The 21,074-nt window shown below is 66.4% G+C and carries 23 protein-coding genes; 9 read left to right on the plus strand and 14 right to left on the minus strand.

Annotated features, from left to right (window positions below):
* Positions 1 to 139 precede the first annotated feature (139 nt).
* Positions 140 to 721: a cupin domain-containing protein gene (locus WI26_RS26230; protein ID WP_069227676.1), complete on the minus strand. Its 582-nt coding sequence runs from the start codon at positions 719 to 721 to the stop codon at positions 140 to 142.
* Positions 722 to 1,218: 497 nt separating this feature from the next.
* On the opposite strand from WI26_RS26230, the gene WI26_RS26235 reads away from it, so the two are divergent.
* The gene (locus WI26_RS26235; RefSeq protein ID WP_059467309.1) at positions 1,219 to 2,742 is read left to right on the plus strand and encodes a peptide MFS transporter; all 1,524 of its coding nucleotides are present in this window, start codon (positions 1,219 to 1,221) and stop codon (positions 2,740 to 2,742) included.
* A 120-nt stretch (positions 2,743 to 2,862) separates the two neighbouring features.
* Positions 2,863 to 3,069 carry a hypothetical protein gene (locus WI26_RS26240; protein WP_059467310.1) on the plus strand — a complete coding sequence of 69 codons (207 nt, stop codon included), beginning with the start codon at positions 2,863 to 2,865 and terminating at the stop codon, positions 3,067 to 3,069.
* 165 nt (positions 3,070 to 3,234) lie between these two features.
* Here the strand turns inward: WI26_RS26240 and WI26_RS26245 are convergent, their stop codons facing one another.
* From WI26_RS26245 to WI26_RS26255, 3 genes are all read right to left on the minus strand, one after another.
* Positions 3,235 to 4,359, minus strand: a complete 1,125-nt coding sequence (locus tag WI26_RS26245) for an OpgC domain-containing protein (RefSeq protein ID WP_069227877.1) — start codon at positions 4,357 to 4,359, stop codon at positions 3,235 to 3,237.
* 387 nt (positions 4,360 to 4,746) lie between these two features.
* Complete coding sequence (gene rarD, locus WI26_RS26250) at positions 4,747 to 5,646, minus strand: EamA family transporter RarD (protein WP_059467312.1); 900 nt, start codon at positions 5,644 to 5,646, stop codon at positions 4,747 to 4,749.
* A 12-nt stretch (positions 5,647 to 5,658) separates the two neighbouring features.
* Complete coding sequence (locus WI26_RS26255) at positions 5,659 to 5,955, minus strand: acylphosphatase (protein ID WP_040140867.1); 297 nt, start codon at positions 5,953 to 5,955, stop codon at positions 5,659 to 5,661.
* 202 nt (positions 5,956 to 6,157) lie between these two features.
* On the opposite strand from WI26_RS26255, the gene hpnA reads away from it, so the two are divergent.
* Both hpnA and WI26_RS26265 read left to right on the plus strand, forming a co-directional pair.
* Entirely contained in the window at positions 6,158 to 7,165 is a 1,008-nt protein-coding gene (gene hpnA / locus WI26_RS26260) for a hopanoid-associated sugar epimerase (RefSeq protein WP_059508445.1), read from the plus strand.
* A 108-nt stretch (positions 7,166 to 7,273) separates the two neighbouring features.
* The gene (locus tag WI26_RS26265; RefSeq protein WP_059536845.1) at positions 7,274 to 8,683 is read left to right on the plus strand and encodes a hypothetical protein; all 1,410 of its coding nucleotides are present in this window, start codon (positions 7,274 to 7,276) and stop codon (positions 8,681 to 8,683) included.
* Positions 8,684 to 8,799: 116 nt separating this feature from the next.
* On the opposite strand, the gene WI26_RS26270 is transcribed toward WI26_RS26265, so the two are convergent.
* A complete protein-coding gene (locus WI26_RS26270; protein ID WP_059536847.1) occupies positions 8,800 to 9,987 on the minus strand; it encodes a glycosyltransferase in 1,188 nt (395 codons plus the stop codon).
* 418 nt (positions 9,988 to 10,405) lie between these two features.
* Here WI26_RS26270 and ispH point away from each other — a divergent pair, with 418 nt between their 5' ends.
* Positions 10,406 to 11,347 carry a 4-hydroxy-3-methylbut-2-enyl diphosphate reductase gene (ispH, locus tag WI26_RS26275; protein ID WP_059467316.1) on the plus strand — a complete coding sequence of 314 codons (942 nt, stop codon included), beginning with the start codon at positions 10,406 to 10,408 and terminating at the stop codon, positions 11,345 to 11,347.
* Positions 11,348 to 11,359: 12 nt separating this feature from the next.
* A complete protein-coding gene (gene hpnH, locus WI26_RS26280; protein ID WP_059467317.1) occupies positions 11,360 to 12,520 on the plus strand; it encodes an adenosyl-hopene transferase HpnH in 1,161 nt (386 codons plus the stop codon).
* A gap of 151 nt (positions 12,521 to 12,671) precedes the next feature.
* Here the strand turns inward: hpnH and WI26_RS26285 are convergent, their stop codons facing one another.
* The 4 genes from WI26_RS26285 to WI26_RS26300 form a co-directional block, all read right to left on the minus strand.
* Positions 12,672 to 12,932 (minus strand): hypothetical protein, encoded by a 261-nt coding sequence (locus WI26_RS26285; protein ID WP_069227677.1) that lies wholly within the window; start codon positions 12,930 to 12,932, stop codon positions 12,672 to 12,674.
* A gap of 180 nt (positions 12,933 to 13,112) precedes the next feature.
* A complete protein-coding gene (locus WI26_RS26290) occupies positions 13,113 to 13,592 on the minus strand; it encodes a hypothetical protein (RefSeq protein ID WP_069227678.1) in 480 nt (159 codons plus the stop codon).
* Complete coding sequence (locus tag WI26_RS26295) at positions 13,589 to 13,804, minus strand: hypothetical protein (protein ID WP_069227679.1); 216 nt, start codon at positions 13,802 to 13,804, stop codon at positions 13,589 to 13,591. The genes WI26_RS26290 and WI26_RS26295 overlap by 4 nt, the downstream gene beginning before the upstream one ends.
* 14 nt (positions 13,805 to 13,818) lie before the next feature.
* The gene (locus WI26_RS26300) at positions 13,819 to 14,196 is read right to left on the minus strand and encodes a hypothetical protein (RefSeq protein WP_069227878.1); all 378 of its coding nucleotides are present in this window, start codon (positions 14,194 to 14,196) and stop codon (positions 13,819 to 13,821) included.
* A 493-nt stretch (positions 14,197 to 14,689) separates the two neighbouring features.
* Here WI26_RS26300 and WI26_RS26305 point away from each other — a divergent pair, with 493 nt between their 5' ends.
* Positions 14,690 to 15,043 (plus strand): DOPA 4,5-dioxygenase family protein, encoded by a 354-nt coding sequence (locus tag WI26_RS26305; protein ID WP_069227680.1) that lies wholly within the window; start codon positions 14,690 to 14,692, stop codon positions 15,041 to 15,043.
* Positions 15,044 to 15,161: 118 nt separating this feature from the next.
* A complete protein-coding gene (locus WI26_RS26310; protein WP_059508439.1) occupies positions 15,162 to 15,593 on the plus strand; it encodes a nuclear transport factor 2 family protein in 432 nt (143 codons plus the stop codon).
* Between the two features lie 27 nt (positions 15,594 to 15,620).
* Here the strand turns inward: WI26_RS26310 and trhA are convergent, their stop codons facing one another.
* The 5 genes from trhA to WI26_RS26335 form a co-directional block, all read right to left on the minus strand.
* On the minus strand, positions 15,621 to 16,241 hold the full coding sequence (gene trhA / locus WI26_RS26315) for a PAQR family membrane homeostasis protein TrhA (RefSeq protein ID WP_059467323.1): 621 nt from the start codon (positions 16,239 to 16,241) through the stop codon (positions 15,621 to 15,623).
* A gap of 197 nt (positions 16,242 to 16,438) precedes the next feature.
* Positions 16,439 to 16,645 carry a YbdD/YjiX family protein gene (locus WI26_RS26320; RefSeq protein ID WP_069227681.1) on the minus strand — a complete coding sequence of 69 codons (207 nt, stop codon included), beginning with the start codon at positions 16,643 to 16,645 and terminating at the stop codon, positions 16,439 to 16,441.
* A 12-nt stretch (positions 16,646 to 16,657) separates the two neighbouring features.
* Positions 16,658 to 18,736, minus strand: coding sequence for a carbon starvation CstA family protein (locus WI26_RS26325; RefSeq protein ID WP_059467324.1), 2,079 nt, complete (start codon positions 18,734 to 18,736; stop codon positions 16,658 to 16,660).
* A gap of 282 nt (positions 18,737 to 19,018) precedes the next feature.
* Positions 19,019 to 19,447, minus strand: a complete 429-nt coding sequence (locus tag WI26_RS26330; RefSeq protein WP_069227682.1) for a PRC-barrel domain-containing protein — start codon at positions 19,445 to 19,447, stop codon at positions 19,019 to 19,021.
* 297 nt (positions 19,448 to 19,744) lie between these two features.
* A complete protein-coding gene (locus tag WI26_RS26335; RefSeq protein ID WP_069227683.1) occupies positions 19,745 to 20,452 on the minus strand; it encodes a response regulator transcription factor in 708 nt (235 codons plus the stop codon).
* Positions 20,453 to 20,813: 361 nt separating this feature from the next.
* On the opposite strand from WI26_RS26335, the gene WI26_RS26340 reads away from it, so the two are divergent.
* Positions 20,814 to 21,014 carry a hypothetical protein gene (locus WI26_RS26340; RefSeq protein WP_155768822.1) on the plus strand — a complete coding sequence of 67 codons (201 nt, stop codon included), beginning with the start codon at positions 20,814 to 20,816 and terminating at the stop codon, positions 21,012 to 21,014.
* Positions 21,015 to 21,074: the final 60 nt, after the last annotated feature.

A 21,074-nucleotide genomic window follows, 5' to 3' on the forward strand; every position in this document is an offset into this window, starting at 1 on the left:
CGGCGGATGCCGCGGTTACGCGTGAGACGCTGACGGGTTCAGCGATTGAGGAGGCCCGTGATTCTCGTATTGCATCTTAGTATTCCTTACGTTTCTTTCGACAGGCATTCCGTCTCGGAAACGAAGGAATACCTGTGCGTTAGAACAGCCGCGGCGTACCGACCCAGACCACCACCGACTCGATCTTCGCGGTGTTGACCCAGCTGTGCGGGACGGTCGACTGATAGTGCGAACTGTCGCCGGCCTGCAGGACGAACGTCTTGCCTTCCAGCGTCAGCGACACTTCCCCTTCAATCACATACAGGAACTCCTCTCCTGCATGTGTCGTCACCTCCGACCGCTTCTGTCCCGGCGGCATCCGCACGAGGATCGCCTCGAGCTGACGCCCTTCGGTCGCGTTGGTCAGCCTCGCGAACAGGTTCGCCGAATCGGCGAATCCGAAGAAGCGCAACTGATCGCCTCTGCAGACCGAGCGTTCCTCGCTCGGCGTATCCACGAAGTACTGCACCGTCACGCCGAGCGCCTGTGCGATACCGGCCAGCGACGTCAGCGACGGCGACGCGAGCCCGCGTTCGACTTGAGACAGAAACGGCTTCGAAATCCCCGCGGCGGTAGCGGTGTCGTCGAGCGTGCGCTTGAGTCGTTGGCGCAACGCGCGGATCTTGCTGCCCAGTGCTGCGGCAGCGTCTGCCGACTGCGAGTTTTCAGTGGGGGGAACCATAGCAGGCCGAAAAGTGGTCGTCAAAAAATGTTTGATGGAAAGTAACTAAGTTAGATCGATTTGGCTTAGTCTTCGGGTTCGCACACGTCTTCGGTGTTGAGCCCGGTGCACTAAACAGGGCACGAAGCGAGCGAAACGACGCGCTATCTTGCCAGACTCGCCCGCTTCACAGGCAAGCTGCAAGCGGCTCTCCGGGAATTTGCGGAGGACGGGCGCAAAGCTTACAAGTAAATGATGAGACGAATATTCCTGAAAGCTGCTGCCATATCGGGAGTTTCCCTGAGTGGCGCGGACCTGACGCACCGGACCGGCAAACGTTACCATTCGCGCGCCGGTTGGGGCCTCGCACCGCCTTGTGTGGCGGCGTCAGACCCCGGCCCGGGCTAACCGCCCGACTGCTCCATCGCCGACGCAAAGCCTACCCGGCCACAGTGCTCCGGCGCCAGTTCGACCCAAAGGCGACGCGCGATCCGCGCCGTCCGTTTCAAACGAGATTGATGATGCACGCACCTGTTTCACAGACCCGATCGTTTACGACGGTCTTCCTTATCGAAATGTGGGAGCGCTTCGGCTACTACGGCATGGCCGCGCTCCTGGTTCTCTTCATGGTCGACCGGCTCGGTTTCACCGACAGCCATGCGAACCTGACCTGGGGCGCATTCACCGCGCTCGTCTACGCGTCGCCGTCGATCGGCGGCTGGATTGGCGACAAGGTGCTCGGCGCCCGTCGCACGATGATCATCGGCGCGGCCGTGCTGTGCGCCGGCTACCTGATGCTGGCCGTGCCGAATGACGCGCTGGCCTACATGTATGCGTCACTCGGCGTGATCGTCGTCGGCAACGGCCTGTTCAAGGCCAACGCGGCAAACCTCGTGCGCCGCATCTACGAAGGCGACGATGCGCGCATCGACAGCGCATTCACGATCTACTACATGGCGGTCAACATCGGCTCGACCGTGTCGATGCTCGCGACGCCGTGGATCAAGGATCACTGGGGCTGGCATACCGCGTTCGCGGTCTGCTGCGCCGGCATGCTGCTCGCGATCCTGAACTTCATGCTGATGCACCGCACGCTCGCGCACATCGGCTCGCAGCCCGACGACGAACCGATCCGCTGGAAGCGCCTCGGCGGCGTGGCGGCAGGCGGCGTCGCGCTCGCGCTGGCGACGCTGTACGTGCTGCAGCACAAGCAGCTCGCGGTCGCGAGCGTGTGGACGGCCGCATTCGCGATCCTCGCGATCTTCGCGTACATGATCGCGAAGTCGGAGCGCTCGGAGCGCGCGGGCCTGATCGCGGCGCTCGTGCTGATCGGCCAGGTGATCCTGTTCTTCATCTTCTACGTGCAGATGTCGACGTCGCTGACGCTGTTCGCGCTGCGCAACGTCGATCCGCGCTTCATGCTGTTCGGCACGACGCTGTTCACGTGGAGCGCCGCGCAGTTCCAGGCGCTGAACCCGATCTGGATCATGATGCTGAGCCCGGTGCTCGTGTGGATCTACAACGCGGTTTCGAAGAGCGGTCGTGACCTGCCGGTCGCGGCGAAGTATGCGCTCGGCTTCGGCGCCGTGGCTGCCGGCTACCTGGTGTTCACGATCAGCGGCCGCTACGCGGTGGACGGTCGCGTGTCGTCGTGGTTCATGGTGTGGGGCTACGGCCTCTACTCGCTCGGCGAACTGCTGGTGAGCGGTCTCGGCCTCGCGATGATCGCCCGCTACGTACCGGCGCGCATGAGCGGCTTCATGATGGGCGCGTATTTCGTCGCGACGGGTGTGTCGCAGTATCTGGGCAGCGTCGTCGCGAACTTCGCGCAGATGCCGTCGCACGACCTGCCTGCCACCGAATCGCTGCCGCTCTACCTGTCGCTGTTCGAGAAGCTCGGCTGGCTCGCCGCCATCGGCATGCTGCTCGCACTTCTGCTGCTGCCGATGATGAACCGCCTGTCGCGTCAGCATCAGCGCTGCGCGGACGAGCGCCGCGAGGAAGAAGCGGTCCAGGCGCAGGCGATGGCCTCGGCGCAGTAAGTACTATCCCTCGGCGTGCGGCCTGCACGCCACATTCTCTCGCCAGCGCGGCCAGCACGTCCTACACTGGTTGCAACGGCGCATCCGCTCCGTCGCGATGCGTACTGGCGGGAGAAGATCATGAAAAACAAAACGACTCGGCTCTTGAGGATCCTGTCGGATATCCGGCACGCGCAGCGCTGCACCGCATTGCGCGCCGCCCGGGCCGCGGCCGAAGCCGACGCGGTGCTCGCGGAGCAGGACGACCCGAAGTCCGACGAACGCGACGACGCCGAATCCGACGACGCGAACGCCGTCCCCCGCTCCCGCATCGGCTCGCCTCACTGACCGCACCGACGCCGCGCGGCACCCCGCGTGCCGCTTCCGAGTTTCCGCGTTGCTCTCGTGCTTCCGGGTTGTCCGTGTTGTCGCGGTGCCTCGTTGCCCGCGCTGCCGCGTCGCCCGTGCTGTCGCGTTGCCCGCGTTTCCGAGCTACCCGTTCTTCCGCGCCGCTCACGCAGCCGCGCTGCGCCAGCGCGCGAACCACGTTCCCGAACCCGCCACGGCCATCATCAGCCCGACCGCGCATGCGTCGGCCGCGAGGCCCACGCCGATATGCCGCAGTTCGGCGCCGTTCGCGACAGGATGCAGCAGCGAATCGATGACGAGCGAGATCGCCGCGCCCGCGACGAAGCAGATCAGGCCGCGCCGGCCGACCGCGACGACGGGCTGCACGGCCTGCGCGATGCGCGCGATCCAGCCGCGGCGCACGCAATCCGCCATCAGCCATGCGATCGCCGCGAAGCTCACGATCCGCGGCAGCGCGAGATCGCGCTTGAGCACGCCTTCCGGCACCGGCAGCCCCGAAAACAGCTTGTAGCTTGCGCAACCGAGCACGACCGCGCACGCGACACCGGTCGCCGCGGCGCCCCAGCGTCCGAGCGCGACGCGCCGGTAGAACGGCTGGCAGCGTGCGAGCACGCCGGCAACGAACATCAGTTGCCACGCAAACGGGTTGAAGCTCCAGCGGAACGAATCGGTGTCGAGCAGTTCGGGGCCGAGCCAGCCGGCCGCGACCCACGACGCCGCGCTGAACGCGACGAGCAGCCACGGATGGCGGCGCGCGAACGGCACGATCACCGGCGACGCGAGCGCGAACAGCACGTACATCGGCAGCACCGACGCGAGATACGGCTGCCGCTGGAACGTGAGCAGTTCGGCCGCGCCCGTGAGCGGCGACGCGAGCATCACGCTGACGTCATCGAGCGCGAGGTTCGGCGCGTCGATCCCGTAATGGTCGAGCACGGCGGACACGACGAGCATCAGCGTCGAGGTCGCGAGAAACGCGCGATAGATCTGCATCGCGCGGCGCACGAACCGCCGCTGCGCGGCGCGCGCGCCATGCCGGTCCGCAATCGCGCCGTAAGCGCTCGCGGTCGCGAAGCCGCCGAGGAACACGAACACCTCGGCCGCGTCGCACAGCGCGAACGAGTGGAGCGTCACGCGCGACAGCATGCTCGCGCCGATGTGATCGACGACGATCATCAGCAACACGATGCCGCGGAAGAAATCGACTTCGATCAGGCGGCCGCCGCGCGCCGGCGGCTCAGCGATGGCGGGCGGCATGCTCAACGACATGGCCGCACCCGCGCGACGACGGCGCGGCACGCACCGGCGGAGGATTCGGAAGGGAAAAGGCGAACGTGATCAGCGGCGATGCGCGTATGCTCGCATCGCGCCAACCCGGCCGGCCCGGCACGGAGATGACCGATCATGGAAAAGCCGCATACGAAGAGAAGACTGTCAGGTCAGTCTAGCGGCCGATCGGGGGATACCCTAAGTAACAAAGTGCAACGGAATCTTCTGTTCGATTACGCGTATAACAACGGCGATACAGAATTGGCAGAGTGGCCAGACTGACGTCAGCGCGATGCCAGTTCGACGCCAGCATCGCGGAATTCGACGCAACGAACGCGCGACGCGCGGCCGGTTCGTTGCCGTCGTCGCGTCGCCCGACGACGGCGCTCAGCCGCGCATGGGCAAGCGCCGCATCAGCATCGCGCTGTGCCAGGCGGTCAGCGCCACCGCCGCCCAGATCGGCCCGTACGTCGCGAGCTGCGCGGCGCTCAGCGTCTCGCCGAGCAGCAGCAGCGACACCGCGACGAGCAGCACCGGCTCGACGTAGCCGAGGATCCCGAACAGCGCCATCGGCAGCATCCGGCTCGCCTTCAGGTAGCTCGCGAGCGCAAGTGTGCTGAGCACGCCGAGCCCCGGCAGCAGCATGGCCCACAGCGTCGGATGGCTGGCGACGGGCGTCGTGCTTGCCGCCACCATCGCGAGCGCGACCGGGCACAGCAGCGCGATCTCCAGCGCGAACGCGGCAAGCGAATCCGCGTTGATCCGGCGACGCAGCACGAAATACGGCGGATAGCCGAGCGCGACGACGAGCGTCGGCCACGCGAACGCGCGCGTCGCCCACACCTCGTGCGCGACCCCGAGCGCCGCGCACGCGACCGCCGCCCATTGCAGCGGATCGAGCCGTTCGTGATAGTAGAAGCGGCCGACGAGCACCATCGTCAGCGGCAGCAGGAAATAGCCGAGCGACACTTCGAGCATGCGCCCGTGCAGCGGCGCCCACAGAAACAGCCACAGCTGCAGGCCGAGCAGCGCCGCGCTCGCCGGCAGCGCGATCAGCAGGCGCCGGTCGCGCACGCTGCGCCGCACGAGTTCAACCAGCGCCGGCCAGCGGCCGCGCAGCGCGATCAGCGCGAGCGCGCCCGGCGCGGTCCACAGGATGCGCCACGCGAAGATGTCGAGCCCGGTGAGCGGCGCGAGCAGCTTCGCGTAGGCGGACATCAGCGCGAACAGCGTCGACGCCATCACCGACAGCGCGATGCCGCGACCAGCCTCCGGATACCCCGTCACGTTGTTTTCGCCTTACTGCTGCTGGAAGCGCTCGAAGCGCTTTTCAATCTGACGCTCCTCGAACGTCACCTCGGTCACGCGCGCGGACGGCGGTCCATGCCGCAGCCACGCGAGCATCCGGTCGATCTGCGCGCCGGGGCCCTGGATCATCGCCTCGACACTGCCGTCCTCGAGATTCGCGACCCAGCCGCGCAGCTTCAGCGCGTGCGCCTCGCGCACCGTCGCGTGACGGAAACCGACGCCCTGCACGACGCCGCGCACCCGCACGTAGTAGGTCTCGATCCGTTCGTCCAGTTCATTGCGGCTCATCGCGTCGCCCTCCCGTTGCATTCAAGCCCGGCATTGTAGTCGCGTCGGCCGCTTCTCACACGTGCCCGGCCGGCCCGCCGCGCGCTGCCGCCGCGCCGGCTCGGCCGCCGTGCGGCGCTCGCGTCGCCGGGCGCGCCGACCACGTACAATCTCGCCGACGCACAACCGCCGCGCCGCCCGCGCGCGGCCCTGAAGGAAACGCATGACTGATACCTCCCGCGATATCGTTCTCGTCACCGGCGCGTCCGGTTTCGTCGGCTCGGCCGTCGCACGCATCGCGCAGCAGAAAGGCTATGCGGTGCGCGTGCTGGTGCGCCCGACCAGCCCGCGCACGAACGTCGCGGATCTCGACGCCGAGATCGTCACCGGCGACATGCGCGACGAGACGTCGATGCGCGCCGCGCTGCGCGGCGTGCGCTACCTGTTGCACGTGGCGGCCGATTACCGGCTGTGGGCGCCGGATCCGCACGAGATCGAGCGCGCGAACCTCGAAGGCGCGGTCGCGACGATGCGCGCCGCGCGTGCCGAAGGCGTCGAGCGGATCGTCTACACGAGCAGCGTCGCGACGCTGAAGGTCACGAGCGCCGGCGATCCGTCCGACGAGAACCGGCCGCTGACCGCCGAGCAGGCGATCGGCGTGTACAAGCGCAGCAAGGTGCTGGCCGAACGCGCGGTCGAGCGGATGATCGCCGACGAAGGGCTGCCGGCCGTGATCGTCAACCCGTCGACGCCGATCGGCCCGCGCGACGTGAAGCCGACGCCGACCGGCCGCATCATCGTCGAGGCCGCGCTCGGCAAGATTCCCGCGTTCGTCGATACCGGCCTGAACCTCGTGCATGTGGACGACGTCGCGCACGGCCACTTCCTTGCGCTCGAGCGCGGCCGCATCGGCGAGCGCTACATCCTCGGCGGCGAAAACCTGCCGCTGCAGCAGATGCTGGCCGACATCGCACAGATGACGAACCGCAAAGCGCCGACGATCGCGCTGCCGCGCTGGCCGCTCTACCCGCTCGCGGTCGGTGCGGAGGCCGTCGCGAAGTTTACGAAGAAGGAGCCGTTCGTGACCGTCGACGGGCTGCGGATGTCGAAGAACAAGATGTATTTCACGTCCGCGAAGGCCGAGCGCGAGCTCGGCTACCGCGCGCGTCCGTACCGCGAAGGATTGCGCGATGCGCTCGACTGGTTCGGCTCGGCGGGCTACCTGAAGTAACACAAAGCGGCGTGCTTCACGCCGCTTTGCGCACTTTGTTACACGTCGCCGACGGACCGGCACCGGCGCAGCGGTTAAAATCGCGGGTCTTACGCAGAGAAGACACGCATGAACCTGAACGAACAGATCGATTCGCTCAACGCGGGCGTCGATCGGCTCCTCCACGATCACCACGCCGCGCAGCAGGCGGCACGCAGCGCGGAAGCGTTCGCGCGCGCCGCCGCGGCCGAAGCCCAGGCCGCCGCTGCACGTCATGCCGCCGCCGAGACCGAAGCACAGGCCGCCGCGCAGCGCCACACGGCCGCAGCTGCCGACGCCGAAGCCGCGCAGCAGCGCCATATCGACGCAACAGCCGCGGCTGAAGCCGCCGCCCAGCGCCACACCGAAGCGGCCGCACAGGCCGAAGCAGCCGTCCAGCGGCACGCCGAGGCGACCGCGCTGACCGAAGCGCTCGCGCAGCGTCATGCGGATGCCGAAGCCGCGTCGCAGCGTCATGCGGCCGCGATCGCCGAAGCCGAGGCCGCCGCGCAGCGTCATCACGCCGCCGCGACCGAAGCGGATGTGGCCGCGCAGCGCCATGCCGCCGCGACCGCCGAGGCGGAAGCTGCCGCGAAGCGTCACGCGCAAGCGATCGCCGAAGCGGAGGCCGCGACGCAGCGCCACGCAGCCGCGATCGCCGAAGCCGAGGCGCTCGCGCAACGTCACACGCAGGCGATCGCCGAAGCGGAAGCCGCCGCGCAGCGCCATACCGACGCAGCGGCCGCAGCGGAAGCGATCACGCAACGCCACAACGAGGCGATCGCGCAAGCCGAAGCCGCGGCGCAACGCCACGCAGTCGCAACCGCCGAAGCCGAGGCCGTCGCGCAACGCCATGCCGAAGCCATCGCACAGGCCGAGGCGGCTGCCGCGCGTCACGCGAAGGCGATCGCCGACGCGGAAGCATTGGTCGAAGCCGTCGTGAAGGACGCTGCGACGAGCGCAGCAGGTGCGGCAACCGAGCCGATTGTCGCGGCCGGCGTCGTCGAAGCGGCAGCCGAATCCGCGGTTGAGCCCGTAACGGATGTCGCCGCACCGTCGGCCGCCGCTGAAGTCGCGGCGCCGGCCGACGCGATCACCGACGTCGTTGCGACGACCGCCACCGACACCGCGACCGAACTCGCCCCCGCCGCCGAAGCGGCAGACGCTCCGGCGGACAAGGCGACGCTGCACGTCGCCCGTCCGTCGCAGAACGAGCTGACGTTGACCGTCAACGGACAGTCGATCACGCTGCACCCGGAGCAGCTTGGCCAGCTGATCGAGGAACTGGCGCACGCGCGCGCGTCGATGCAGCCGGAACCGCCGCCGGGCATCCCGGCCGGCTGGCGCTTCGTGACGACGAAGAACCCGATGATGGCCGTGCAGAAGCAGTCGAACGGCGACCGTCTGTTGGTCGCGCGCCATACCGGCTACGGCTGGGTGCCGTTCACGTTCTCGCCGGACGTCGTGATCCAGATGTACATGATGCTGACGCAGCGCTAAGCACGCGCGGTATCGCCGTAAAACGACAAAGCCCGATCGATTCACACAATCGATCGGGCTTTTTGCTTTCCGAAACCCGCAACAACGACGGGCATCTGCCGGCTTCCCGGCGTCTGTCAGCGCTCCACCGGCGCCTGCACGCGCGCCTTCCACTGGCCGCCCTTGCCACGCCAGTAGCGCCACGCTGACGCGAACGTCGCGCCGACGTAGAACAGCGCGACGAGCGGCAGCGCCGGCGCCCACAGCGGCGAGCGGCGGTAGTAGCGCAGCATCGGCGCATATGCGGTGCACATCGACGCCCACGCGAGCCATGCGGGCCACGCGCGCGCGCCATACGCGAGCGCGGCCACGGGCGGCACGAGATAGATGATCGTCATCCCGAGCAGCGTGCCGGCCAGCAGCAGCGGCGAATAATGGAGCTGCGTGAACGCGGTGCGCGCGATCATGTTCCAGATGTCGCGCCAGCTGTCGTACGGACGCAGCGACACGCTGCGATCGGCCAGGTCGAGCCGGATCGGATGCCGGCCGCTGCCGCGATGCTTGATCTGCGCGGCGAGACTGCAGTCGTCGATCAGCGCGCCGCGAATCGATTCGATGCCGCCCGCCTCCTCGAGCGCGCTGCGCTTGACCAGCATGCAGCCGCCTGCGGCGCCAGCCGTCCGGTTGCGCGGATTGTTGATCCACGAGAACGGATAGAGCTTCGCGAAGAAGAACACGAATGCCGGGATCAGCGCCTTTTCCCAGAACGAGTCGCAGCGCAGCCGCACCATCAGCGACACCAGATCGCGCTGTTCGGCCTGCGCGCGCGTGACGAGCTGGGCGACGGCGTCCGGCGGATGGCCGATGTCGGCATCGGTCAGCAACAGGTAGTCGGCCGGCAGCCCGAGCGTGCGCACCGCGGCGATGCCCTGCGACTGCGCCCACACCTTGCCCGACCAGCCGGCCGGCAGCGGCTTCGCGGCCAGCACCGTCAGGCGGTCGGCGCGGTTGATCGCGAGCGCGGCCGCGCGGGCCGCGTCGGCGGTGCCGTCGTCGCTGTGGTCGTCGACAATGATCAGATGAAAGTCGCCCGGATAGTCCTGCTCGAGCAGCGACGTCGCCGCGCGGGCGATCACGTCGGCCTCGTTGCGTGCCGGCACGACCGCGACCACGGCCGGCCAGCCGGCCTCCGCCGCGGCGCCGCGTGCCTCCGGCGGCAGCGCCCGTGCGGGGCGCGCGCGCCAGAAGCCGCCGCGCGCGACGAGCAGCACGATCCAGATCAGGAACGACAGACCGGACACAAGGAAGGTAATCGCCAGCATCATCGGCCCGTCTCCTGCCGGATGCCGGCGCGAGCGACGCCGGATCGTCCGGCGACAATCGGGGTCGGAGTGAAAACGCCCATGACCGCACCGGCGGCAGGGCAATACGCGTAAGAATCGACGGTCATCGAATAGCCTTGAAATGAGCGCGACGCCGGGCAGCCGGACAGGCCGCCTGCGAAACCGAGCAGTTTACCGGGTTCCGCGCGCGCGAGCGCCGACGCGGCTCTGCGGCGGATGCAACACGGCCGATACAGCACCAGAGCAAGGACGGCGCGATAGGGTTAAAATGCGCGATTAATTCGGGGTTCCGGGGCCTGGCCTGGCCGGTTCGTTTCCTGCCTTCATAACATCAAGCCGGGGCGAGCGAGCAGTGCCAGCTCCTCGAACCCCGGCGTCTGTCGTCGGAGTTCGCTCACTTATGCGAGTCATCCTTGCCCAGCCCCGCGGCTTTTGTGCGGGGGTTGTCCGCGCGATCGAGATCGTCGACCGCGCGCTGCAACAGCACGGCGCGCCGGTCTATGTGCGTCACGAGATCGTGCATAACCGGCATGTCGTCGAAAACCTGCGTAATAAAGGGGCACGATTCGTTGAGGAGCTCGACGAGGTGCCGCACGGCGCCGTGGCGATCTTCAGCGCGCACGGTGTCGCCCAGACGGTCGAGCGCGACGCCGAAACGCGCGGGCTCGACGTGCTGGACGCCACCTGCCCGCTCGTCACGAAAGTGCACGTGCAGGGCCGCCAGTATGTCGCGGCGGGCCGCCGGCTGATCCTGATCGGCCATGCGGGCCATCCGGAAGTCGAAGGCACGATCGGCCAGATTCCGGCCGAGGTGATCCTCGTGCAGAGCGAGGCGGAAGTCGATACGCTGACGCTGCCGGTCGACACGCCGGTCGCGTACGTCACGCAGACGACGCTGTCGGTCGACGACACGCGCGGCATCATCGAAGCGCTGCAGCGCCGGTTCACCGACATCGTCGGCCCGGACACGCGCGACATCTGCTACGCGACGCAGAACCGCCAGGCCGCCGTGCGCGAGCTGAGCAGCCAGGTCGACGTGCTGCTGGTCGTCGGTGCGACGAACAGCTCGAACTCGAACCGCCTGCGCGAGATCGGCACCGAAAGCGGCGTGCCGAGCTATCTCGTCGCCGACGGCTCGGAAGTGAAGCCCGAATGGTTCGCGGGCGTGCAGACGGTCGGCCTGACCGCCGGCGCGTCGGCACCCGAGGAAATGGTTGAGGATGTAATCGGCGCGCTGCGCGCGCTGGGGCCCGTCGATGTCACGACGATGGCGGGCCGTGAGGAAAAAGTCGAATTCAAGTTGCCGGCGAAGCTTACGCAAGCTGTCGCCCGCGAAGTTTAAGGAGGACAACTCTTGTCTATTCCGCTGCTCCAGCAAGTCCGCGTCGGCGCATACATCATGCGCCAACACCTGTCCGGCAACAAACGCTATCCGCTCGCGCTGATGCTCGAGCCGCTGTTCCGCTGCAACCTCGCCTGTAACGGCTGCGGCAAGATCGACTATCCGGACCCGATCCTGAACCAGCGTCTTTCCGTCGAGGAATGCCTGGAAGCCGTCGACGAGTGCGGCGCACCCATCGTGTCGATCGCCGGCGGCGAGCCGCTGCTCCACAAGGAGATGCCGGAGATCGTCAAGGGCATCATGAAGCGCAAGAAATTCGTGTACCTGTGCACGAACGCGCTCCTGATGGAAAAGAAGATGGACGACTACCAGCCGAACCCGTACTTCGTCTGGTCGGTCCACCTCGACGGCGACAAGGAGATGCACGACCATTCCGTGTCGCAGGAAGGCGTGTACGACAAGGCGGTCGCGGCCATCAAGGAAGCGAAGCGCCGTGGCTTCCGCGTGAACATCAACTGCACGCTGTTCAACGACGCGATCCCCGAGCGCGTCGCGAAGTTCTTCGACACGCTGGGGCCGATCGGCGTCGACGGCATCACCGTGTCGCCGGGCTATGCGTACGAGCGCGCGCCGGATCAGCAGCACTTCCTGAACCGCGACAAGACGAAGAACCTGTTCCGCGAAATCCTGAAGCGCGGCGAAGGCGGCAAGCGCTGGTCGTTCAGCCAGTCGTCGCTGTTCCTCGACTTCCTGGCGGGCAACCAGACGTACAAGTGCACGCCTTGGGGCAACCCGGCGCGTACCGTGTTCGGCTGGCAGAAGCCGTGCTATCTGGTCGGCGAAGGTTACGTGAAGACCTTCAAGGAACTGATGGAAGACACGAACTGGGACAACTACGGCGTCGGCAACTACGAGAAGTGCGCGGACTGCATGGTCCACTGCGGCTTCGAAGCGACCGCCGTGATGGACACGATCGCACATCCGCTGAAGGCGTTTGCGGTGAGCCGGAAGGGCATCAAGACCGAAGGCGCATTCGCGCCGGACATCTCGATCGCGAAGCAGCGCCCGGCCGAGTACGTGTTCTCGCGCCATGTCGAGATCAAGCTCGAGGAAATCCAGCGCGCCGGCAAGGGCAAGCTGCAAAAGCCGGCGAAGCCGGCAACGGCGGCTTAAGCGCGTATCGCCACGCGAAGGTTCGCGCCTCCGCGTCGGCCGGCATCGAAGAAGCGCCACGGGGCTCGCTCCGTGGCGCTTTCGTTTTGTCGGGCGTCATCGCGAGTCCGCATGCCTTCGCGCACGCATGAGCATGCGAACGCCCGCATCCCTAGTGCCTCGATTCCGCCGCCGCGATCAGTTGCCATGCGGTCGGCCGGCGATCGAGCAGCGAGTCGGACGGCGGATCGAGATCGTGACGATGTGCGTCGTCGGACGGAAGCGCCTGCGACTTCGCGATGCCGATCTCGTCGCCGCATATGGTGCATCGATAGATGCCCGCAACCGTTGCCTCGCTGCCCGGCGGCAGGTCCTCGCTGAATGCGCGGCCGCTTCCGCACGTGAAGTAGCCACCGATCCTGTATAGCGCCATCGCGCCTCCTGACTGAAACGATGCGTTCGCGCCGACACGCACGATTCGCCGCGAACGCGAGGATGGATCGTCATCGACCGAACCCGGTCGGCTCCTGTCGTGACATCGGGCGGCGAGCATCTGCCCGGGGAATGGAACACGCATGAAACGCGGCCAGCAGGCCGCTCGTGTTGCCACCGCTCAATGCAGAACGGCCGAAGCCCGCATCCGGGCCGCCGCCTGCGCGATCAGTCCCGGCTGCTCGCTGGACGCGAACTCGCTCACGTGGCGCCACAGCTCGGCGAGCCGGTGCCGCGTGAGCGTCGCGACGCACGCGTCGTTCGCCGCGAGCACACGCTCGAGCGCCGCGCACTCGTCGCCGTGCAGCGTCCATGCGCCGCTTTGCGCAGCGCGCGCCAGGCTCGCGTCGAGCACGCGCTCCGCGTCGACGCACAGGTCGATGCTCGCTTCCGGGGATACTGCGTCGTCGAGTGCGAGGAACACCAAGTAGACGCTCGTGCGCAGCCGCATCAGCAACGTTTCGCTGCCGTGCTCGCCGCGCAGCGCGACAAGCGCCATGTGGCATTTGAGCGAGATGTCGCGCACATGCGCGGGCGGCAGCGGCAGCAGCCACTCGCGCGTCAACGGCACGTGGCGACGGCCTTTTCGGGCAGCCTTCATGATCCGCCCTCCCCTGCTGCGACGTCGTCCGCATCGAATGACGGCCACGCGATGCGGCACGCGACGGTGCCGCAGCTCACGTCGCGATGGCCGTTCGCGCGGCGCAGCGCGCCGCCGTTCATGTCGTCCCGCCGCCGCGTCGCACAGGCCTGGAGCCGCCGGCGAATCACCGATGCGCGCGACACGTCGGGGAGTCGATCAGGGCATGCCATGCTCGTCTCCCGCATCAGAACGTGTTCTCGCCCTTCAGGTAGTACGCGGTCTTCACGAAGAACGCCTTCACCGGATGGCCGCTGCGCGCGGCGTTTGCCGCGCGCGCTTCCATCGCGGCCTTCTCTTCGCGCGAGCGGTCGGGCACCGGGTACCGCACCCGCTCGAGCGCACGCTGCATCGCGAGCGGATAGTTCTGATTGCCGGCTGTCGTCGCACGATAGCCGGCGCGCGTCATCTGCATCAGTTGCACGTCGGTTTCGGCGCGCGCGGCCGACCAGGTCATCGGCGCGACGTTCGACTGCCACTCGGTATTGACGGATTGCGCGAAGCTTGCGGCGGGCAGCATGGCAAGCGCGCCGGACAGGACAGCAAGGGAAACAATGGATCGCATCATGGCCTCCAGATGGTTGTTTCCGCATCGATCATCGTCGTCGATGCGGTGCAATCATCGTATGTCGCGTGGCCACGCGCTTGAATAGCCGATTCCGCAATTGATATTTTCGGCACCGACTGCCGGGGCGCGATTCACACGATTCGCCAATGCTGCCTGAGCGGAATTTCTTTATTTCATTCAACTACCTGATCGCGTTTTTACAGACGAATCGAGATGGTGCGTGAATCGCTTTTGCTGTTTTTGAAATGACGTATTGCCGATGTGATTTCCGCCGAGTGCCTGCCAGGCGCGACTTCGGCACGATGCCGCACACGCCGGCACAATTGGGAAACGGCTCGACGAATGCACCGGATTCCCTGACACCCGACAAATCCGCCGCGCCGATTTACCGCTTCGCGACGAGACGTGTCGAGCGAGGACGCGAGATAATTGCGCATCGGCCGTCAATCGCGGCTCTTGTCCCTTCCTTATTCTTCTCTCGGGTTCCGCCATGGCAGCCATCGACACCACCGCCATCGACAGTTGGCACGCACACGTCTACTTCGACGCCGCGAGCCGCGACGCAGCCTGGGCGTTCCGCCTCGTCGTCGAAGAACGGTTCGGCGCGATCATCGAGCTCGGCCGCTTCCACGAGCGCCTGGTCGGCCCGCATCCGGCCTGGTCCTACCAGATCGCGTTCGACGCCGCGCAGTTCGACACCATCGTGCCGTGGCTCGTGCTGAATCACGGTGCGCTCGACGTCTTCCTGCATCCGAATACCGGCTACGAAATACGCGATCATCGCGACAGCGCGGTGTGGATCGGCAAATCGCATGAACTGAATCTCGGCGCACTGGCGGGCTGACGAGCCGCACGCCGTCGCGTCCGGCACGTGCGACAGCCACGTTTCGGCCTGGGCTGAAACGTCCGGCGGCACGGCGTCGATACAGTGGTTCCGTTATCCACGTTTGACGGAACCCGCCATGACACAAGCCGACACCGATGCGCAACGCATCCATCAAGACTGGCACGCCGCCGTCGTCGCGCGTGACCTCGACGCGCTGATGTCGCTGTACGCGGACGACGCGGTACTCGAAACACCGCTGATCGTCGTCGCGCTGCCCGACCACGGCTCCGGCGTGCTGCACGGCAAGGCCGCGATCGGCGCGTTCTTCGCCGCGGGCCTGCGCAATCCGGGAAACAAGCTTGGACGCTGGTATCGAACAGCGCTGTTCTTCTCGAACGGCCGGCAACTTACGTGGGAATATCCGCGCGAAACGCCGGAAGGCGATCAGGTCGATCTCGTCGAGGTGATGGATCTGCGCGACGGGCTGATCGCGCATCATCGCGTCTACTGGGGGTGGGTCGGATTCATGGCGCTGCGTGGCGCGGCACAGGCGGCCGGGCGCGCATGACGCGACGCGTGCCGCCCGCGCTCACGTTCACGCGACATACATCGCGACGCTGACGAACTGACACAGGCTGCCGGCCAGTACGAAAAGATGCCAGATACCGTGCCCGTGGCGGATGCGCTCGTCGTTGATGAAGAAGTAGATCCCCGCGCTGTAGATGACGCCGCCGGCCACGAGCCATGCGGCACCCACCGGCGGCAGCGCATGAATCAGCGGGCGGATCGCGACGAGCGCGAGCCAGCCCATCAGCACGTACAGCACCATCGACACGATGCGCGTGCGCCGGCCGAGCGTGAGTTCCTGCGCGATCCCGAATGCGGCGAGCCCCCAGCTGACGCCGAACAGCGACCAGCCCCACGGGCCGCGCAGCGTGACGAGCGTAAACGGCGTGTAGCTGCCCGCGATCAGCAGGTAAATCGCCGAATGATCGCACTTCTGCAGGATCGCCTTCAGCCGCGGGTTGCGCGCGCTGTGATACGCCGTCGAGATCCCGTAGAGCAGGATCAGCATCGCACCGTACACGCTGAAGCTCACGATCTTGTAGGGATCGCGGTCGAGCGCGCCCATCGTCACCAGCGCGACCAGCCCTGCCACCGACAGCACCGCGCCGACGAGATGGGAAATGCTGTTGAAACGCTCACCGACATGCACGACGGGCTCTCCTGCGCGGATTCTTCGGAAAAAAGCAGAGCCATATGATACCGGCGGGCGGATCAAGCCGCGCTGAAGCTGGTCAAATGCCGCAGCGACGGCGGCCCGATCCAAAAAGAAAAAGCGCCGCGAATGCCTTCGCGGCGCTCCCCGGTCCGTCGCCGGACCGCCTTACCGGCCGTCTGTTCCGGCCCGGCTCAGCAACACTTCCCTGCCCCCGATCCGTACCGCGCATTCTGACGCTCGCGGAAGAATTCCTCGTACGTCATCGGCTCGCGGTCCGGGTGGGTTTCGCACATGTGCGCAACGTAGGTATCGTAGTCGGGCAGGCCGACCATCAGCCGCAACGCCTGCCCGAGGTAACGCCCCGCACTGCGCAGGTCGCTGCCGAGATCGGTGAACATCGCGGCCTCCCGTTATCGTCCGCTGCCGAGCGCCTGCGCGGCCGGCATCGTTTCGTACGGCGTTTCGCGCACGGTCGGCTTCGACTCGCGACGCGCGCGCAGCACGGCGAGCAGGCCGTACCCCGCGATCGCCACGACGACGAAGATGAACAGGCCGGCCAGCGCCGCATCGACGTAGTCGTTGAAGATGATTCGCTGCATCTGCGCGATCGACTTCGCCGGCGCGAGCACCTTGCCTTCGTCCACCGCGGCCTGCAGCTTCGCCGCGTGCGCGAGGAAGCTGACCTTCGGGTTCGCATCGAAGATCTTCTGCCAGCCGGCCGTCAGTGTGCAGATCAGCAGCCATGCGGTCGGCACGATCGTCACCCAAGCGTAGCGCTCACGCTTCATCTTGAAGAGCACGACGGTGCCGAGCACCAGCGCGATCGCGGCGAGCATCTGGTTCGAGATCCCGAACAGCGGCCACAGCGTGTTGATGCCGCCGAGCGGATCGACCACGCCCTGGTACAGGAAGTAGCCCCACGCGGCCACGCACAGCGCGGTGGCGACCAGGTTCGCGGGCAGCGACTCGGTGCGCTTGAGCGCCGGATGGAACGTACCGAGCAGGTCTTGCAGCATGAAGCGGCCCGCGCGCGTGCCGGCGTCGACGGCCGTCAGGATGAACAGCGCCTCGAACAGGATCGCGAAGTGATACCAGAACGCCATCATCGCTTCGCCGCCGATCACCTGGTGCAGGATGTGCGCCATGCCGACGGCCAGCGTCGGCGCGCCGCCCGCGCGCGCGATGATCGTCGTTTCGCCAACGGCCTTCGCGGTCTGCGTCAGCATGTCGGGCGTCAGCACGAAGCCCCATTGCGTGACCGTATTCGCGACAGCTTCAGGCGTCGAGCCGAGCACGGCGGCCGGCGCGTTCATCGCGAAGTAGATACCCGGCTCGATCACGCACGCGGCGACCAGCGCCATGATCGCGACGAACGATTCCATCAGCATCGCGCCGTAACCGATGAAGCGCGCATTGGTTTCGTTGTCGATCAGCTTCGGCGTCGTGCCCGACGAGATCAGCGCGTGGAAGCCCGACACCGCGCCGCATGCGATCGTGATGAACAGGAACGGGAACAGGTTGCCCGACCACACCGGGCCCGTGCCGTCGACGAACTTCGTCAGTGCGGGCATCTTCAGTTCCGGCGCGACAACCAGGATGCCGATCGCGAGGCCGAGGATCGTGCCGATCTTCAGGAACGTCGACAGGTAGTCGCGCGGCGCGAGCAGCAGCCACACCGGCAGCACCGATGCGACGAAGCCGTAGCCGATCAGGATCCATGTGAGCTGCGTGCCGCTGAACGTGAACCATGCGGCAAGCGTCGGCGAATCGTGCACGGTCTGGCCGAATGCGATCGACGCCATCAGCAGCACGAAGCCGATGATCGACACTTCGCCGATGCGGCCCGGACGGATGTAGCGCGTGTAGACCCCCATGAACAGTGCGATCGGAATCGTCGCGGCGACGGTGAACGTGCCCCACGGCGAGTTCGTCAGCGCCTTCACGACGATCAGCGCGAGCACCGCGAGGATGATCACCATGATCAGGAACGCGCCGAACAGCGCGATGACGCCCGGCACCGTGCCGAGCTCCATCTTGACGAGGTCGCCGAGCGAGCGGCCGTCGCGGCGCGTCGAGATGAACAGCACGATGAAGTCCTGCACCGCGCCGGCGAACACGACGCCGGCCAGGATCCACAGCATGCCGGGCGTGTAGCCCATCTGCGCGGCCAGCACCGGCCCGACGAGCGGCCCGGCGCCGGCGATCGCGGCGAAGTGATGGCCGAACAGTACGTACTTGTTGGTCGGCACGTAGTCGAGGCCGTCGTTGTACTTGACCGCCGGCGTCATCCGCAGCCCGTCGAGCTGCATGACCTTGCTGGCGATGAAACGGCTGTAGAAGCGATATGCGATCAGATATACGCAGACTGCGGCGATCACGATCCAGAGTGCGCTGACGCGTTCGCCGTGCGCTAGTGCGATCGTCCCGAACGCGAACGCGCCGAGCAGCGCGACCGCAATCCAGAGCAGGGTACTGGAAGCCCGATTCATGGCGTCTCCTGGTCTCCAATGTGTTTTTGAGTGGATCCGGCAAGGCGCCGGACCCGCGTGACGTCGATGCGTCATGCCGCGTCTTGCGGAAGACACGGCGGTGGGCCGTAGTATTCCGCGCGACGGGGGAGGCTTACAAGCGCACAACTACGTATGCGAGGCTACGTAGAATTACGTAGAGGAGGTGCGGGCCCCGGAAATTCGCCCGTAGTGGATCCACGTCCGGCCGGGCACTTGCTGCGGTTGGCCGCGCCCGGCGCGTCGCGCGCCGGGCCATATGGATCAGTGCTTGTCGTCGAGCTTCTTCGGCTTCGGCGGCGCCGGCACCTTCGCGTACTGGAACGCCGGTGTCGCCTTCAGCGCGTCCTTCGTCGCACCCGGCAGATAAATATTGCCGTTGCGCACATCGAGCGACGCGATCGGCACCGCGACGTCATGTGCCGCGACGCCCAGGAAGCCGCCGGCCGACACGATCGCGGCCGACACCGAGCCGTCAGGTGCGACGATCAGGTCGCGCACCGTGCCGACTTTCTGGTTCTGGTCGTTGTACACGGCCTTGCCGAGCACGCTCTTCTTCACGCTCCAGCCCTCGAGCAGCGCTTGCGATTGCTCGACGGTGACGCTGAGCGGCTGGGCGCCCGCGATCTGCGCATGCGCGCTGATGCTCGAAATGAGAACGGCGGCTGCGACGATTGTCTTGGTGAAAGCCATGCTGATTGCACTCCGATTAGGTTGTTGTTGGTGCCGGGAGCGAAGCGGCGCGGGTGCGGCGGCGAATCGGTGAACACCGCGCGCTTCGTCGATGCAGCGGGCAGCCGGCCGCGCCGCCGCTGCGTGTGCGCGCAACGAGCCCGGACGGGGGCGCGTCGGGTAGCGCGACACGGGTGTCATGGTAGCGCCAGTCGAGAAGTGCTGCCATCAGGATGCATGGCACAGCGACGTGCGGCAATGAACGAAGGTCAATGTCGGCGCAAATAATGCCAAGCGAGATGCGGAATCAGACGACTCTCACGCTTTCTCGAGCAGCTTGCGGGACGAGAACAATTCGGCATCGCTACGGATGCCTAGCTTGCGATACGCCGATTGTTTTTGCGTGCTGATCGTCTTGCGGCTGCGGGAAAATTTCAATGCGATATCCGACACCGACATGCCGGCGAGATAACAGCGCAGCACCTCGTGCTCGCGCGGGCTCAGGCGCGGATCGACGGACGATTCCGACTCTGCCGCCGGTGCGTCGTCACCGAGTGTGGGTTTCGGTATCGCGAGGTTCTGGACGGACGCCGCACTCGCCGTCACCCTGTCTGCCAGTTCGGCACTGATGTACGAACGTCCGTTTGCGACCACTCGAATCGCATGCACCAGTTCGCGCAGATTTTCGCTCTTGCCGAAGAAGCCGAGTGCGCCGGCGCGCATGGTCATGTTGACGGTCGCGGGCGTATCGCTGCTCGACATCATCAAGATCCTGCAATCCGGGAAGCGCGTACTGATCAGCTTGATGAGATTGAGGCCGTCGATTTCGTCGGGACCCAGCGTGTAATCGAGCAGCACGACGTCCGCATGATTCGACTCGAGCCAACCAATCAGGTCGCGCGACCTTGCAAAACTCGCAGCCACTTCAATGCCGGTCCTCTCCGTCAGATAACTGGCGATCCCGTGCTGGACGACGGCATGGTCGTCCAGGATCACGACGCGGATCGGCTGGAGCTCTGGTCTCATTGCTATCCCTTTTTCTCTCTGGCGATACGGCTATCAACGGTTGGCCCTTCTTGTCGTGGCAAACCGGAACGAATGGTCTGGATTAGCTTACCGGCTTTCTGGATAATTTTTAACCCCGCCGGCTAAACAGCCTATGTACGCGCAGCCGTGGCAAACGCCATGCAATGCGATCCGGCCTTCGCGGCGGCTCCGGCATGCCGGACGGCATGCGCGGCCCGCGATTCCCGCGGGAGTTGGCAACACGCCGCAGTTCACGCCCGGGTAAAAGGCACGGATCGCCGCGCATCCGGCCGTGCGAACCTCTGCCGACACGCATTGACGCCCGCTCGAATTTCGCGAAGGCGGGAAGGACGTCGAGGTCGTGCCTTTGTTTCTCGATGTGATGTCGCAAATCAGCGGTCTGGGTTTCGAATATGTCGATGACGTATCGCCGACCTGCTCACGCGACGCGGTGATGTCCGGGAAGATCGAGTTGGCGCCGAACGGGCGGAAGAGCACCGACATGTCGCAGTTTCGCGGCGGTACCCTTGTCCGCAAATGGGCCGTGCCGGTTCACTCGTGATCGAAGTCTGCGATACTCGCCTCGGCATTCCTCCCCGATCGCCAGTGTCGCATTGTCGAG

The organism is Burkholderia diffusa, from assembly GCF_001718315.1.
Lineage (GTDB): Bacteria > Pseudomonadota > Gammaproteobacteria > Burkholderiales > Burkholderiaceae > Burkholderia > Burkholderia diffusa_B.